Origin of the sequence: Synechococcus sp. R5-13 (assembly GCF_047462015.1) — a bacterium.
Classification (GTDB): Bacteria; Cyanobacteriota; Cyanobacteriia; order Thermostichales; family Thermostichaceae; genus Thermostichus.
Window position 1 is genome coordinate 1 of sequence record NZ_JANSIL010000001.1, and the last position, 13,510, is coordinate 13,510.

Consider the following 13,510-nt stretch of genomic DNA (forward strand, 5'->3'; position numbering starts at 1 on the left):
AGCCCTGCCGCATCTCAACCATCTGAGCCTCAAAGCGCTCAGCCGACCGCTGCTGCTCGGCCCGCATTTCTTGGATTTGTTCTTGTTGTTGCTGAAGGTTGCGAATCAGCCACTCCTCTTGTTCTGGGGTCATGGGAAAGGTCTGAAGATATCCCTTCAATTCTAGTCAGTTGGGGATGGGATCCCGTTGAGCTGCCAAGAGAAGGGCATTGACAATGGCAGCAGCAACTGGGGATCCGCCTTTGCGGCCCTCCACCCGAATCTGGGGAACATCCGTTTGCGCCAACGCCTGCTTGGCCTCTTCCACCGCCACAAATCCCACCGGCACTCCGATCACCAAAGCCGGCTTGACCCGCTGTGCCCGAATCTCCTCCACCAAAGCCAGCAACGCGGTGGGGGCATTGCCAACGACAAACAGGGCTTCTGGATAGCGGCGTGCCAAGTTCACCATCCCATTGGCGGCGCGGGTTTGACCGGGCCAACGGGGCTCCTCCACCCAGTCCAAAGCACAGTAGAGGGGGATCCCTTGGGCTTTCAGACCTGACTGGATCCCAGCTGCCACCATCCTGACATCGACAATGACAGGCTGCTTTTGCCGTAGGGCTGCCAGGGCGTGTTCAACGGCGTTGGGGCCGAAGAAAAAGCGATCCCGCAGCTCAAAGTCGGCAGTGGCATGAATGGCACGGCGCACCACCTCATAAGGGATCCCTTGCCAGGGGTGGGGGCCAATCTCTTGATCGATCTGGCGGAAGCTGGCAGCAGTGATTGGGTCTACCTGGAAGGCTTCATTCATTGGGTCTGGAGTCAGGGGCACAGTCATGCTGGCATGTCCTGGAAGATATAGAAGAACCGGTGGCAAAGTACGTCCTATTAAATGATGAGCCGAGGAAACCACTAAGATTGGTCTAGCCTAAATTGGAGATGAGCCTATTGTTATCACCCACTTCTCCCTTGCACGGACTCGACTCCCATCCTTCCCCTTCTGCTCCCGTCGGCGCCAATTCCGTCGGCAATCCCGGTTTCTCCTCTGCTGATGCGCCCTCCCCTTCCCCAACGGGTAGCGACAGGGATCCCTTGTCGGCTTTGCCTCGCTACGGCTACTCCCAAACCTGGCATTGGCGGGGCTGGCCCATCCATTTCACTTACACTCCCAGTCGTGCCCAAACCCTTGCCGGTGTCGTCAACTTGACGGCAGCTCCGGCCCTTTTAATCCATGGATTTGGAGCGTCAGTGGGTCATTGGCGCCACAACATTCTCCCTCTGGGATCCCAGCGCTCCGTCTATGCCCTCGACCTGCTGGGATTTGGCAAGAGTGCCAAGCCGGAGATCGCCTACAGCGTTGATCTGTGGGTGGAGCAGGTGTACGAGTTTTGGCAAACTCACATTCAGCAGCCCAGCATCCTGGTGGGCCATTCCATCGGGGGCTTGGTGGGAGTCATTGCCGCCGCCCGCTATCCCCAGATGGTGAAGGGCCTGTGCTTGATTAGCTGCGCCGATGGGCCCCATCCGGAAGAATTGCCCTCTCCCTGGGATGCTCTGGTGCGAGCCCTCTGCGAAGGGATTCTGTCGTTGCTGGGGTGCCCCCTCACTTATCCCCACCTCTTCAACTGGCTGCGACAAACCGAGGTGCTACGAGCTTGGATCAAGAATGTCTACAAGCGGGATGAGCAGGTGGATGACGAGCTGGTGCAGATCTTCCAGAGACCGGCCTTTGAGCCGGGGGCAGCCCACGTGTTTTTGGACGGTCTGAGGGCCATTCTCTGCCGCCGCTTCGACAGCCCCAAACGCCTGCTGCCCACCCTAAAAATGCCTATCTTGCTACTTTGGGGCCGAGAAGATCCGGCAGTGCCCAGTTTTTTGGCAGACCAATTTAAGCGCTGGCAACCTGCCCTCACCTTGGTGAAGCTGCCGGGAGTAGGCCACTGCGCCCACGACGAGCTGCCTCACTGGGTCAACACCCTCATCGGGGAATGGGCGGCCAGTCTGGAGACCTGCCCTGACTTGCCCACCCCCCTTCAGCGGGATCCCCGAGTCGGCTAGCTCAGCAAGTGATCTGAGCTATTCCCGGCAAGGTGCCACAAGTGAGGGCTATCGGCACAGGGCCCCCCCCCAGCTTGGAACACCCCCAAGCCAAATCCCAGCCTGCCGCCGGGAAAAGGGATCCCGCTCAGAGATCAGGGGGCAGCTTGAGGATCTGATGCTGGCGCATCCCCTGCCAGCGGCGAATGAGATCGCCATCAATACCGAACTGATCCAACGCCTTCACCACCACAAAATCCACCAAATCTAGGATGGTACGCGGCTGGTGGTACCAAGCTGGAATGGCCGGAACAATGCGCGCCCCCGCTTCTGCCAGAGTGGTCAAGTTGCGCAGGTGGATCAGGCTAAAGGGGGTTTCCCGCGGCACCACCACCAAGCGTCGTCCCTCCTTGAGCTGCACATCAGCAGCCCGCTCCAGTAGATCCGAGCTCAAGCCGGCAGCCAACTTGGCAACTGTACCCATGCTGCACGGGATCACCAACATCCCCTGGGTGCGATAGGAGCCACTGGCAATGGTTGCCCCCACATCCTGCCAGCGATGACAAACTAGGGATCCACCGCTGCTCTCGGCTTGCTGTCGCCAAAAGTGGGCCTGCTTGCGGGGGTCTGTCGGCAGCAGCACCCCTTGTTCTCCCTGCCACACCTGATAGGCCGCTTTGGAGGCCACCACTTCGACGCGGTAGTCCAGGCTGAGCAGAACATGCAGAGCGCGCACAGCATAGAGCATCCCTGAAGCGCCTGATACGCCAAGGATGATGGGCAGAGAGGATGTCAAGGGCCGCTGGGGAACGTCTTCTGCTCAAGTCTAGCGAGGGGAGCCGTCCCTCGCCTGCTCAGGAGATCCCTAACCCACCGCTCCAAAAGACTTGCACAACGCGGGATAAAAATGCTCCTGGCACAGGTTGAAGGCAGCGCTCAAGCCCCAGTCTGACTCTTCTCTGTTAGGTCTGCAGATTTTGCCGCCCGTTGCGGATCACCCGCAAGGACTCCACCAACCGCAACTCCAAGTCTTGCAACACCTGATCCACGTAACGGTGGGCCTCCCGCTGCAGGCGCTCCGATTCCTGCAGTGTCTGTCGCCGCACCTCCTCACTATGTTGATAGGCTTGTTGCAATAACTGCTCCGCCTGAGCTTGGGCCTGTCGCAGAATCGCCGATTCGTTGAGGAGCTGCTCAGCCCTACGTTGGGCCGCGGCCACAATTTCTTGGGCGTAGCGATTGGCCTCTGCCAAGATCCGATCCCGCTGGCGCAGCAGTTCCTCCGCTTCCTCCAGGGCTGTCGGCAGGTTCAGGCGGATAAAGTCTAACTGCTCCAGAATCTTTTCCTCTTCAATAAGGGTGCGAGACCAAAACAGGCGAGGGCTACTGAGAATGGCTGCCTCCAATTGATCCAGGGCCTCCTGGACGCGCATCAGAGCCAGGGTCTGATCCCCAAAGGGTACGCCGGCACGATTGGAAGGATCAGAGGGCAATTCTCGCATCAGTCTATGAAGAGGGGAGGCTGCACTGAGCAAAAGAGCAGATCAGGCAGGATAACGCCTACCATATCAGGTTCTCGGTTTCCTGAATCTGCGCAGTCTCCCCTTCGCTCCAACCACTCTTCGTGAAGTAGATGTTCTTTTTGATATGAGGGGACGATGGACTTTCTCCCTCGCGGAGGCTGTGAGCCAAGCGGCAGAGAGGCTGCTTACCGGTCGGTTGGTGCCACAGCGGCTGGGGAGCCGAGGTTGCTCGGCTGCCAAAAGAGCGCCAATGGAGGAGATTTATAGTCATTTTGAATAGGAATAAAACATTTCCGTTGCCTTGCTCTCCAACCCCCCTCTCCCAGAGAGATGAGCTGGGGGGTCGCGGCAGCGGCGCGGAGCGTTTGGGGAGTGTCTCAATCTAGTTTGAGATGACTACACTTTTTGAGTTGCCGCCAGTTCCCTGAAGATGGCCAGCCTCCAGATGGTTGACAGCTACCTATGGCACACTGAGAAAAAAGGAGTTGGAGCCCCAGCCTCTTATGCCACAACCGCAGCCCCCCAGAAGACTGGAAGACCAGTTTGTGGAGAATGTCTCCCGTTATCCCACTTACTTTATTACCGTTTTGCTGGGGGGGATCTGGGCTGGCCTCCAGCCTTTTGTCGGCCTGTATCGCAAAAGTCCAACAGCGGCGGCTATGGTTACGCTGGGATCCCTTTTGTTGCTTCTATTTGTTTATTTCACCCTGCGAGGCATGACAGGGAATACCTTTTGGCCAGATTGGCCAGAATAGATACTGGGTTGAGGTTGGGGCCCATGGGCGAAGCTGTGCAGTGGACGCCGGCAGCATAAGCACGCCTCAAGGGGATCCCTCTTTTTCGCCCCACTGCTGACAAGAAGTAAAGTGCTCCGCACCGCTCGCGCGAATGAAAAGTTTGCCCCGGAATGGTGGCGGTCTATGGGCAGGCCAAGCCTCAATTGGCTCTTCAGGGATCCCGGCTGCAAGCTGTAGCGAGGGGATTGGATTTGCCGCTAGCTTGGTAGAGGTGTTCTCCTCCGTTTTTTGAACTCATGGCAGATTGGATCCTGTTGGCGCTGGTGGGTTCTGCAACCTACCTGCTGCTGCAAAAAAGTGTAGCCCGCCTTTCGAAGGTGCCGTGGCGGATCCTGTGGCTGGTGATGATGCTGCCCCCTTTGGTTTGGGTGCTGGGGCGTCAGGTGTTTCAGTACGAATTGCCTCCCTTGCTGATGTTGCTGCTGTTTCTCACCTCCTACTTTACCAGCATGACCTTGGTGAGACGAGGGGGTATTCGACCCTCAACCGGAGGCCCTCGGCCAGAGGTGGAAAACTCCTCTCCAGAAGCGGATCCCTCGCCGGCTGGGGAACCTGAGCCAGAGGAAGAGGAGGAAGACGGCGCCGCAGATCCGGTCTCGCTGGCTCTTGCCCACACCCCCATCTCCGAAGTGCCGCGGGAGAAGCTGAGCCATTGCTTCCCCTGGAACGTCTTTTATTTGCAAAATGTGGAGTACCGCCCCCAGGCGATCATCTGCCGGGGCAACTTGCGGGCGGATCCCAGTGAAGCCTATGAGCGGGTGCAGCAAAACGTGGAAACCACTTTCGGCAAACGCTTTTTGGTGGTGCTGCAGGAGGGGTTTGCCGGTAAGCCCTTTTTTGCCTTGGTGCCCAACCCGGCGGCGCGGCGCTCCCCGGCGGACAGTCGAGAGTTGCCGCTGCTGGCTTTGGGGCTGTTGCTATTCACCTTCTGGACAACCCTCAGTGCTGGGGCCCACGCGGCTGGGGTTAGCCCTGACCGGCTGCTGCATTTGCCCTCTCTGATGAAAGGATTGCCCTATGCGGTCGGGATCCTTGCCATTTTGGGATCCCATGAGTGGACTCGTTACTGGGTGGCCCGCCGCCACCACATCAAAACCTCGCTGCCCTATTTCATCCCGGTGCCTTTTGTCCTAGGAACCTTTGGGGCGTTTATCCAGTTGAAAGAGCCGGTGCCCAACCGCAAGGTGTTGTTTGATATCGCCGTCGCCGGGCCGCTGGCAGGGAGCCTTGTTGCTTTGGGCATGTTGTTGCTGGGGCTGGTGTTTTCGGCGCCTGCAGATCCTCCCGCAGTGCCGGAGGGGCAGCCGACCCCGATTAGTTTTCATCGCATTGACCCGCGCCTATCGGTGCTGCTGGCAATTCTGGCCCGCATGGTGCTGGGGGATCAGTTGCAGCCGGGGCAGGTGATCGAGCTGCACCCGCTGGCCTTTGCCGGCTGGCTGGGGCTGGTGGTGATCGCGTTTAACGTGATGCCGGTGGGCCAACTGGATGGGGGGCACATTGTCCACGCGGTGTATGGACAGCAGATGGGAGCGAATGTAGGCCGGGTAGCCCGCTGGTTGGTGCTGCTGCTGGCCTTGACGGTGCAGCCTTGGCTGTTGCTCTGGGCGCTGCTGCTGTTTGTGATTTCCAGTGCCGACGAGCCGGCCCTCAACGATGTGACGGAACTGGACGAGGCCCGGGATCTGCTGGGGCTGGGGATGCTCACGCTGCTGGTGCTGATCCTGCTGCCGGTGCCGCCGTTTTTGCAAAATGGGCTGGGCTTGGCCTAGATCCGGGGTAGGATCCAAACCGCCCCTGACCTCGTTCTTCTCTCATGGAACGCAGCTTAATCGTTCAAAAGTACGGCGGTACCTCTGTCGGCTCTGTCGAGCGTATCCAAGCCGTGGCCCAACGGGTGGCCCACACGGTGGAGCGGGGACATCGGGTGGTGGTGGTGGTCTCGGCAATGGGGGATGAAACCGATCGCCTTGTGGATCTGGGGGAACAGATATTGCAGGGATCCCCGACCACGCCGGCTCAGTTGCGGGAATGGGATATGCTCCTTTCCACCGGTGAGCAGGTGAGCATTGCCCTGGTGGCTTTGGCGCTGCAACGCCTGGGGTGTCCTGCCCTTTCCATGACGGCAGCCCAGGTGGGCATTGTCACCACTCGGGATCACAGCCGGGCCCGCATTTTGCACATCCACACCGACCGCCTGTGGCAGCACCTGGAGCGGGAAGAGGTGGTGGTGGTGGCCGGGTTTCAGGGCATCACCAGCCTGGCGGAGCTGGAGATCACCACCCTGGGTCGGGGGGGATCCGACACCACGGCGGTGGCCTTGGCAGTGGCTTTGGGAGCAGAGCTGTGTGAGATCTACACCGATGTGCCGGGGATCTTCACCACGGATCCGCGTAAGGTGCCTGAGGCCAGGCTGTTGCCGGAGATCACCAGTGATGAAATGTTGGAGCTGGCCAGCTTGGGGGCCCAGGTGCTGCATCCCCGCTCGGTGGAAATTGCCCGCAACTACGGTGTGAAGCTGCGGGTGCGCTCCAGCTTGGAGCCGTTGCAGGCGGGATGCGAGGGCACTCTCATTCTTTCTCCTCCCCCCCGTCCTCGTGCTGCCGACAGCAGTATCGAGCTGGGCCTGGCGGTGGATACGGTGGAGCTGGATCGGGATCAGGCCAAGTTGGTGTTGGTGGGGGTGCCGGATCGCCCTGGCATTGCCGCCCAGCTCTTTCAGGGGATCGCGGCAGCAGGGGTGAATGTGGATTTGATTTTGCAGTCCCTCCAGTTCACAGCCTCTTGCGCCAGCGGGACGGACTCCTTGCCGCAGGGATCCGTGCCCCAGCCCACCAATGACATTGCCTTTACGGTCAGCCGGTCGCAGGTGGCCGAGGCTGCAGCCGTTGCCCGGCGGATTGGCCAAGAGCTGCAGTGTGCAGCGGTGATTGTGGATGAGGCGGTGGCCAAAGTCAGCATTGCCGGGGTGGGGATGATGGGCCGACCTGGGATCGCGGCGCAAATGTTCCAGGTGCTGGCCGAGGCCGGGATCAATTTGCAGATGATCTCCATGTCCGAGATCAAGGTGAGCTGTGTGGTGGCTGCGGAGCGGGCCGGTGATGCCGCCTTGGCTCTGGGAGAATCGTTCCAGGTGATCCCCCACTTGCATCGGGCAAAGATGCCGGCTGCCCCTCAAGACAGCCACCCGGTACGCGGTGTTGCCTTGGATTTGAAGCAATCGCGGCTGGGCCTTCGCAAAGTGCCGGATCGTCCGGGAACTGCCGCCCATTTGTTCGGGCGCTTGGCGGCTGCCGGGATCATCGTGGACACCATCATCCAAAGCCAGCGGGGCTACCACAATGGGATCCCCAGCACCGACATTGCCTTCACCGTGCCTCAGGATCAAGCGATGGCTGCTGAGGCGGTCTGTCGGCAGGTGGCCGAAGAACTCCAGGCGGCAGGCGTTGACGCAGATCACGACATTGCCAAGGTCAGCATTGTCGGCGCTGAGATGGAAACCTATCCCGGCGTCGCTGCCCGTCTGTTTGCAGCTCTGGCCGAGGCGGGAATCAACATCGAGATGATCGCCACCTCGGAGATCAAGGTGAGCTGTGTAGTGCGCCGGGATCGAGGGATCCCGGCCTTGCAAGCTATTCACCGCGCTTTCCGGCTGGACTGCCCCTAGCCTGCCTTAGGGTTGAGCCGCCAGCAGCAAGGGAAAATGATGGGCGTTGGGGGCGTGCATCACTTGGATCCCCAAGTTGGCGCGGTTGAGGAGATCGGCGTAGGTGGGAATGAACCGGCCCTGGCTGTCCAGGATGGACTGGTTGAAGTTCAAGCCGTTCAAGTTAAAGGCCATTATGCCGATACCTATTGCCGCCGCCCAAATCCCCACTGTGGGCAGGGCCGCCATCCAGAAGTGGACGGAACGGCTGTTTCTCAGGCCCAGGCCGGGGAACCCCAGCCGCCCCAAGAACGCGTAGTGCCCGGCCAGGAAGTTGTAGGTGACTTCCTCCTGCCCGAAGCGGTAGCCGGCATTTTGTGACTCTTCTTCCGAGGTCTCGCGGATTAGGCTGGAGATCACCAGGGAGCCGTGCAGGGAGGCCAGCAGAGCGCCGCCAAAGACGCCGGCCACCCCCAGCCAGCTAGCAGGGTGCATGAGGATATTGTGCTCCGCCTGGAAAGCCAGCATGAAGTAGAAGGTGCCGGCGATCCCCAGGGGCAAGCCTTCCGAGAAACTGCCCTGGCCGATGGGGTAGACCAAGAGCACTGCCGTAGCCGCCGCCGCCGGAGCGGAAAACGCCACCGCAATCCAGGGGCGCATACCCAAGCGATAGCTCAGCTCCCATTGCCGGCCCAGGTAGCACCACACCCCGATCAGGAAATGGAGCACGATCAGTTGGTAGGGGCCGCCGTTGTAGAGCCATTCATCCAAAGAAGCGGCTTCCCAAATGGGATAAAAGTGCAGGCCAATGGCCGCTGAGGTGGGCACCACCGCCGCCGAGATGAGATTATTCCCCCCTATCAAGGATCCGATCACCGGCTCGCGGATCCCATCCACATCCACCGGCGGAGCAGCAACAAAAGCGATCACAAAACAAAAGGCAGCCGCCAACAGCGTCGGGATCATCAACACGCCAAACCAGCCGATGTACAGCCGGTTTTCGGTGCTGGTTATCCATTGACAAAAGCCATTCCAACTCCAGAGCTGCCGTGCAGCCGAGGAGCGGCGAATTACCGTACTCATAGGCCAACTCCTAAAGAGACAAAACCATTCTTTGCTTTGTCGGCTTCCTTGAACGGGGCAAAACTCTTCCCGCGCCGACCGCCAAAAGCGTCTCCTTCTTTCAGGCTAGACAGTTTTAGGGACGCCGACAGGGATCCCTAACTTTCGCAACGGGACTGTGAAAAAAATGGATTTGTCGATACAAATCAGCACCGATATGTTGCAATTTGGAGGTCTTTGAGAGCTTCCCGGCGAAGGTCGGTCACTGGCAGTTGATGGCAGCCAAGCTTGAGCAGACGTTTCTTAAGGATAGGTTTAGGAAAGAGGTGCCGTCCGGGACCTGCTTTTTTTCCTCCAGAATCCTAGACAGAGAAAAAATCCTGCAAGCACTTCACCTGCAGGGATCCCGACTGCAAAGCACGGATGGCAGCCGCGGTGGCTTTGGCCCCTGCCAAGGTGGTCACCAGAGGGATCTTGTAAGCCAGGGCAGTGCGGCGGATCTTTTGGCCATCTTGCTGCGCCTCGACACCGGAAGGAGTGTTGATAATGAGCTGAATCTGATGGTTTTTGATGGCGTCGATGACGTGGGGCCGCCCCTCGTGCAGCTTGAGGACTTTATCCACCGGGATCCCGTGCTCGGCCAAAACCTTTTGGGTTCCTTCGGTGGCCAATAGGCGAAAGCCCAGCTCCACAAACTCGCGGGCTACCGGGATGACCGCCTGTTTATCCCGGTCGCTGACGCTGATGAACACCGTCCCCTGGAGAGGCAGATTCTGCCCCGCCGCCAGTTGCGCTTTGGCGTAAGCGCGGCCAAAGTCCGTGTCAATGCCCATCACCTCACCGGTGGAGCGCATCTCCGGCCCCAGCAGCGTGTCGGTGCCGGGAAACTTGTGGAAGGGCAAAACCGCTTCCTTGACGGCAATGTGGGAGGGGATCACCTCCTGGGTAAAGCCCAGCTCGGCTAGGGTTTTGCCGCTCATCACTTGAGCGGCGTAGTCTGCCAGCGGATGGCCGATGGCCTTGCTGACAAAGGGGACGGTGCGAGAGGCGCGCGGGTTGGCCTCCAGGATATAGACCTGGCCTTTTTGGACGGCGTATTGCACGTTGATCAGGCCCACCACCTTCAGAGCTTGGGCCAACTTCACCGTCCACTCGCGGATCACCCGCAGCACCTCGGGGCTGAGGGTGCGGCTGGGCAATACACAGGCCGAATCGCCCGAGTGGATCCCGGCCTGCTCGATGTGCTCCAGAATGCCGCCGATGGTTACGGCGCCGGTGCGGTCGGCAATGGCATCCACATCCACCTCCACCGCCTCTTCCAGGAACTGATCCACTAGCACCGGACGATCCGGATCCACCGCCACCGCCAGTTGCATGTAGCGCTGCAGGTCTTGGTCGGAATAGACGATCTCCATGGCTCGTCCCCCCAAGACGTAGCTGGGCCGCACCACCACCGGATAGCCGATGCGGCGGGCAATTTCCAAGCTTTCTTCCACGCTGCGGGCAATGCCGTTGGCCGGTTGGCGAATATCCAACTCCCGCAAGATGCGCTCGAAGCGCCCCCGATCCTCAGCAATGTCGATGGAATCGGGGGAAGTTCCCCAGATGGGAGCCTGGGCTGCTGCCAGCCCCTGCGCCAGCTTGAGGGGAGTTTGACCGCCAAATTGCACGATCAGGCCGACCGGCTGCTCAGCATCCACCAAGTTCATCACCTCTTCATGGGTGAGCGGCTCAAAATAGAGGCGATCAGCGGTGTCGTAGTCGGTGGAAACGGTTTCCGGGTTGGAGTTGACCATGATCGCTTCGTAACCCAGGCGGCTGAGGGCAAAGGCAGCATGACAACAGCAGTAGTCGAATTCGATCCCCTGGCCGATGCGGTTGGGGCCACCTCCCAAGATCATCACCTTCTCTTTGCGGGCCGGGAAAATCTCCGACTCGCTCTCGTAGGTAGAGTACTGGTAGGGGGTAGCAGCCTCAAATTCGGCGGCGCAGGTATCTACAGTTTTGTAGGTGGGGATCACCCCCAGGCTTTTGCGGCAGGCCCGCACCTGATGTTCCGTGGATCCAGTGAGGTGGGCAATTTGTCGGTCGCTGAAGCCCATTTGCTTGAGGTGTCTCAAGTCGTCAGCGCTCAGGGATCCCAGCTCCCGCCCCTTGAGGGCCTGCTCCACCTCCACCAACTCCTGCAGCTTGTCGATAAACCAGGGATCGATGTGGGTGAGTTGGGCAATCTCCTGGGCAGAAAAGCCCATGAGCAGAGCGGTGCGGATGGTGAGCAGGCGGAAGGGGTTGGGGGTGCGCAGGTTGGCCCGCACTTCCTCCGGCTTGGGGAAAACCTCCGGCCTATCGCTGCCAAAACCGGGACGGTCGATTTCCAAAGAGCGCAGGGCCTTCTGGATGGATTCTTGAAAAGTGCGGCCAATGGCCATCGCCTCCCCCACCGATTTCATCTGGGTGGTGAGAACCGGCTCTGCGCCGGGGAATTTTTCAAAAGCAAAGCGAGGGATCTTGGTGACCACATAGTCGATGGTGGGCTCGAAGCTGGCCGGAGTTTTGCGGGTGATGTCGTTGGGGATCTCCGGCAGCGTGTAGCCCACTGCCAATTTGGCGGCAATTTTGGCGATGGGAAAGCCGGTGGCCTTGCTGGCCAAAGCAGAAGAGCGGGAGACCCGCGGGTTCATCTCGATCACCCGCACCTCGCCGTTGGCAGGGTTGACGGCAAATTGCACGTTGGATCCCCCGGTCTCTACGCCAATTTCGCGCATGATGGCGATGGCGTAGTCCCGCAGCCGCTGGTATTCTTTGTCGGTGAGGGTTTGGGCTGGGGCCACGGTGATGGAGTCGCCGGTGTGCACCCCCATTGGGTCGATGTTTTCTATGGAGCAGATGATCACCACGTTATCCGCCAGATCCCGCATCACCTCCAGCTCAAACTCCTTCCAGCCGATGACCGATTCTTCCACCAAGATTTGGGAAACGGGGCTGGCCTCCAAGCCGGCAGCGCAGATCTCTTCAAACTCCTCCTGGTTGTAAGCCACCCCACCACCGGTGCCCCCCAGGGTATAGGCCGGGCGGATGATGAGGGGATAGCCGATCTCCTGGGCAATCTGCTTGGCTTCTTCCAGGGTGTGGGCCAGGCCAGAGCGGGGCACGGCCAAGCCAATCCGCTGCATGGCTTGCTTGAAGAGATCCCGGTCTTCGGCTTTTTCAATGGCCTCCCGCTTGGCCCCAATCAACTCCACCCCGTACTGCTCCAGGATCCCTTGCTGGGCCAGTTGCACCGCCACGTTGAGGGCCGTCTGGCCGCCCATGGTGGGCAGCAAAGCATCAGGGCGCTCCCGCTCGATAATTTTGGCCACAAAGTCCACCGTCACCGGCTCGATGTAGGTGCGCTCCGCCATACTGGGATCCGTCATGATGGTGGCGGGGTTAGAGTTGACCAAGACGACCTCATAGCCTTCTTCCCGCAGGGCTTTGCAGGCTTGGGTGCCCGAGTAGTCGAACTCACAGGCTTGGCCAATGACGATCGGCCCCGCTCCAATGAGCAAGATTTTGTGGATATCGGTGCGGCGCGGCATAGGGATCCCACCAGGTGGCAGAGTCAGCCTTCTATTGTAGAGGTCACCTGCAGGTCAAGTTGCTCATCGGGATCCCTCTTTTTTGAGTGTTGCGCTTTCAAAGGCTATGCACAGCAGGCAGAGCTTGGATCCCTGGCAGGCAGGAGTTCTCTGGGGCAACCCGCAAAAGGGCAGCTTCTTCATCAGTATCAATAGACGGGAAAACTTGAACTTTAGATGATATCAATGCTATCGTCGCAGCAAAGCCGCCCAGGGATCTGTCGATCGAGGAAACGCTCTATGGCCACGTTAATTGTTCGCAATGTTGACGAAGCCATTGTCAAAGCTCTCAAACAAAGGGCTAGTCGTCACGGCGTTAGTGCAGAGGCCGAACACCGCAAAATCCTAGAGCAAGTCTTACTCCAGCCTGCGAAACAGTCCTTTGCCGAAGTGCTCAGATCGATACCTAACGTTGGCAACGATTCAGACTTTGAGCGGGTGCAAGATAACACTGCCCATGACGTATTTGCTTGACACTAACGTCATCAGTGAGCTGCGCAAACACAGTCAAGCCAACTCCGGGGTTCAAGAATTTCTTCAAACTGCCATTGAGCAAGAGGCCCGCATCTACATCAGCGTGATCACGCTGGGCGAACTCCGCCGAGGCGTTGAACTCATGAGCCATCGCGGCGATCATCTGCAAGCCAACCTTCTGGAGAGGTGGCTGCAAACGGTTGTCGATGACTATGCCGATCACCAAATTTTCGGGCTGGAGGCCCGCACCATAGCCGCAGGTTTGGTGTCGGGAGGAAAGCCCTCCTCTATATAGGTTTGCCGGTCAAAAGTCTGGATAAACTACAATAAGCCCATGAGCCAGACTATCTCTGTACGTTGCAAGCTGATAGT

Annotated in this window: 11 protein-coding genes; 6 read left to right on the forward strand and 5 right to left on the reverse strand. The window is 59.3% G+C overall.

The features are described 5' to 3' along the window. Window positions 1–166: 166 nt before the first annotated feature. A complete protein-coding gene (locus NW840_RS00005; protein ID WP_414341560.1) occupies window positions 167–820 on the reverse strand; it encodes a cobalt-precorrin-8X methylmutase in 654 nt (217 codons plus the stop codon). 101 nt (window positions 821–921) lie between these two features. Here NW840_RS00005 and NW840_RS00010 point away from each other — a divergent pair, with 101 nt between their 5' ends. Further along, the gene (locus tag NW840_RS00010) at window positions 922–2,040 is read left to right on the forward strand and encodes an alpha/beta fold hydrolase (protein WP_414341561.1); all 1,119 of its coding nucleotides are present in this window, start codon (window positions 922–924) and stop codon (window positions 2,038–2,040) included. Between the two features lie 127 nt (window positions 2,041–2,167). Here the strand turns inward: NW840_RS00010 and NW840_RS00015 are convergent, their stop codons facing one another. Together NW840_RS00015 and NW840_RS00020 are read right to left on the reverse strand one after the other, a co-directional pair. After that, on the reverse strand, window positions 2,168–2,815 hold the full coding sequence (locus NW840_RS00015; protein WP_011431889.1) for a flavin prenyltransferase UbiX: 648 nt from the start codon (window positions 2,813–2,815) through the stop codon (window positions 2,168–2,170). Between the two features lie 166 nt (window positions 2,816–2,981). Next, a complete protein-coding gene (locus tag NW840_RS00020) occupies window positions 2,982–3,512 on the reverse strand; it encodes a hypothetical protein (RefSeq protein ID WP_238376845.1) in 531 nt (176 codons plus the stop codon). Between the two features lie 533 nt (window positions 3,513–4,045). Here NW840_RS00020 and NW840_RS00025 point away from each other — a divergent pair. From NW840_RS00025 to NW840_RS00035, 3 genes are all read left to right on the forward strand, one after another. Then, window positions 4,046–4,297 carry a DUF751 family protein gene (locus NW840_RS00025; protein ID WP_414341563.1) on the forward strand — a complete coding sequence of 84 codons (252 nt, stop codon included), beginning with the start codon at window positions 4,046–4,048 and terminating at the stop codon, window positions 4,295–4,297. A gap of 278 nt (window positions 4,298–4,575) precedes the next feature. Next, window positions 4,576–6,111 (forward strand): site-2 protease family protein, encoded by a 1,536-nt coding sequence (locus NW840_RS00030; RefSeq protein WP_414341565.1) that lies wholly within the window; start codon window positions 4,576–4,578, stop codon window positions 6,109–6,111. A gap of 44 nt (window positions 6,112–6,155) precedes the next feature. Beyond that, window positions 6,156–8,006 carry an aspartate kinase gene (locus NW840_RS00035; protein WP_414341566.1) on the forward strand — a complete coding sequence of 617 codons (1,851 nt, stop codon included), beginning with the start codon at window positions 6,156–6,158 and terminating at the stop codon, window positions 8,004–8,006. A gap of 6 nt (window positions 8,007–8,012) precedes the next feature. Here NW840_RS00035 and psbA read toward each other — a convergent pair whose 3' ends face one another. Together psbA and carB are read right to left on the reverse strand one after the other, a co-directional pair. Beyond that, window positions 8,013–9,068: a photosystem II q(b) protein gene (gene psbA, locus NW840_RS00040; protein WP_414341568.1), complete on the reverse strand. Its 1,056-nt coding sequence runs from the start codon at window positions 9,066–9,068 to the stop codon at window positions 8,013–8,015. Window positions 9,069–9,409: 341 nt separating this feature from the next. Continuing rightward, window positions 9,410–12,625 (reverse strand): carbamoyl-phosphate synthase large subunit, encoded by a 3,216-nt coding sequence (gene carB / locus NW840_RS00045; protein WP_414329387.1) that lies wholly within the window; start codon window positions 12,623–12,625, stop codon window positions 9,410–9,412. A gap of 279 nt (window positions 12,626–12,904) precedes the next feature. On the opposite strand from carB, the gene NW840_RS00050 reads away from it, so the two are divergent. Together NW840_RS00050 and NW840_RS00055 are read left to right on the forward strand one after the other, a co-directional pair. Next, window positions 12,905–13,138 (forward strand): FitA-like ribbon-helix-helix domain-containing protein, encoded by a 234-nt coding sequence (locus tag NW840_RS00050; protein ID WP_071818136.1) that lies wholly within the window; start codon window positions 12,905–12,907, stop codon window positions 13,136–13,138. Then, window positions 13,122–13,433, forward strand: coding sequence for a PIN domain-containing protein (locus NW840_RS00055; protein ID WP_414341571.1), 312 nt, complete (start codon window positions 13,122–13,124; stop codon window positions 13,431–13,433). The genes NW840_RS00050 and NW840_RS00055 overlap by 17 nt, the downstream gene beginning before the upstream one ends. Window positions 13,434–13,510 lie beyond the last annotated feature (77 nt).

What these genes read in the sequence shown, in the direction of transcription:
- psbA (WP_414341568.1), bottom strand. Translation starts at nt 9,068, where the DNA reads ATGAGTACGGTAATTCGCCGCTCCTCGGCTGCACGGCAGCTCTGGAGT.
- NW840_RS00010 (WP_414341561.1), top strand. Translation starts at nt 922, where the DNA reads ATGAGCCTATTGTTATCACCCACTTCTCCCTTGCACGGACTCGACTCC.
- NW840_RS00055 (WP_414341571.1), top strand. Translation starts at nt 13,122, where the DNA reads ATGACGTATTTGCTTGACACTAACGTCATCAGTGAGCTGCGCAAACAC.
- NW840_RS00030 (WP_414341565.1), top strand. Translation starts at nt 4,576, where the DNA reads ATGGCAGATTGGATCCTGTTGGCGCTGGTGGGTTCTGCAACCTACCTG.
- NW840_RS00035 (WP_414341566.1), top strand. Translation starts at nt 6,156, where the DNA reads ATGGAACGCAGCTTAATCGTTCAAAAGTACGGCGGTACCTCTGTCGGC.
- NW840_RS00050 (WP_071818136.1), top strand. Translation starts at nt 12,905, where the DNA reads ATGGCCACGTTAATTGTTCGCAATGTTGACGAAGCCATTGTCAAAGCT.
- NW840_RS00005 (WP_414341560.1), bottom strand. Translation starts at nt 820, where the DNA reads ATGACTGTGCCCCTGACTCCAGACCCAATGAATGAAGCCTTCCAGGTA.
- carB (WP_414329387.1), bottom strand. Translation starts at nt 12,625, where the DNA reads ATGCCGCGCCGCACCGATATCCACAAAATCTTGCTCATTGGAGCGGGG.
- NW840_RS00025 (WP_414341563.1), top strand. Translation starts at nt 4,046, where the DNA reads ATGCCACAACCGCAGCCCCCCAGAAGACTGGAAGACCAGTTTGTGGAG.